The organism is Pseudomonas sp. WS 5503 (assembly GCF_012985385.1).
Taxonomy (GTDB): domain Bacteria; phylum Pseudomonadota; class Gammaproteobacteria; order Pseudomonadales; family Pseudomonadaceae; genus Aquipseudomonas; species Aquipseudomonas paracarnis.
This window is the reverse complement of record NZ_JAAQWI010000028.1, coordinates 1-1,094: the sequence shown is the minus strand read 5'-3', so window position 1 is coordinate 1,094 and position 1,094 is coordinate 1. Positions and strand designations below refer to the sequence as shown.

Here is a 1,094-nt window from a genome sequence, read left to right as displayed (position 1 = left end):
GGCGGCCGCAAAAACTGAGTGCAACACCTCACCCTCCGGTAAGGTGCCGCCATGTCCTATACAGAACTCAGCGTCGAAGAACGCGCCACGATCCAGGTCGGGCAATATCAAGGTCTTAGTCAGCGCGAGATAGCTCGAATGCTTGGCCGAAGCCCCTCTACGATCAGCCGCGAGTTGCGTCGCAATCGATCCCTCAATGGGAGATACGTTGCCCACGTTGCACAGGCTCACACTCGCGAGCGCCGTAAAGTTTGCCGCCCTGCCAGAAAATTGGTTCTGGGCAATGAACGCTTCGAGCTGGTGCTTCATTTGCTTCGAGAACGCTTTTCCCCAGAGCAAATCGCGGGCAAGCTGCGTGTCATGAAAATCAATTTCGAAGAAGCCTACGTTTGCCGGGAAACCATCTACAAAGCGATCTATGCGATGCCCGTCGGGGAGTTGCGCAAGGAGCTGGTGCAGTGTCTGCGACAAGGCAAGAGCACACGTAGACCGCGCGCTGGGGGCGTTGATCGTCGCGGCCAGATTCCGGATATGGTCAGTATTCACCTGCGCCCGCCGGAGGTTGAAGACCGTTTGATGCCAGGGCACTGGGAGGGCGACTTGATCAAGGGGAAGAACAACGCCTCGGCGGTCGGGACACTCGTTGAGCGCTCCAGCGGCTATTTGATGCTGGTGAAAATGAATGACGCTACGGCGACATCGGCAGTCGAAGGGTTCAGCGCGGCGCTCAATGGCATGCCGCTGGCCGCTCGTAAAAGCATGACGTATGACCAGGGCAAGGAAATGGCCAGGCACGCCGAACTCACTCAGAAGACGGGTATTGCTGTTTACTTTGCTGACCCACACAGCCCATGGCAACGTGGAACCAACGAGAACACCAACGGCCTTGTCCGCCAGTTTTTGCCCAAGGGAACTGACCTGTCCAGGTACACCCAAGAGGAGTTGGACAAGTTTGCGTATTTGCTGAACATCCGACCACGCAAGCGATTTAACTGGCTGTGTCCGATCGAGGTATTCACTCAGCTGATGGGCTTGCAACATGAGGCTCCTGCTTCAATTCAATAACCGTGTTGCACTCAGCTCCTGCAACCGCC

General features: G+C 56.5%; 1 protein-coding gene. It reads left to right on the top strand.

From position 1 onward, the window contains the following. Positions 1-51: 51 nt before the first annotated feature. On the top strand, positions 52-1,065 hold the full coding sequence (locus tag HBO10_RS30990) for an IS30 family transposase (protein ID WP_033900015.1): 1,014 nt from the start codon (positions 52-54) through the stop codon (positions 1,063-1,065). The last annotated feature ends 29 nt before the right edge of the window (positions 1,066-1,094 follow it).

What these genes read in the sequence shown, in the direction of transcription:
- HBO10_RS30990 (WP_033900015.1), top strand. Translation starts at nt 52, where the DNA reads ATGTCCTATACAGAACTCAGCGTCGAAGAACGCGCCACGATCCAGGTC.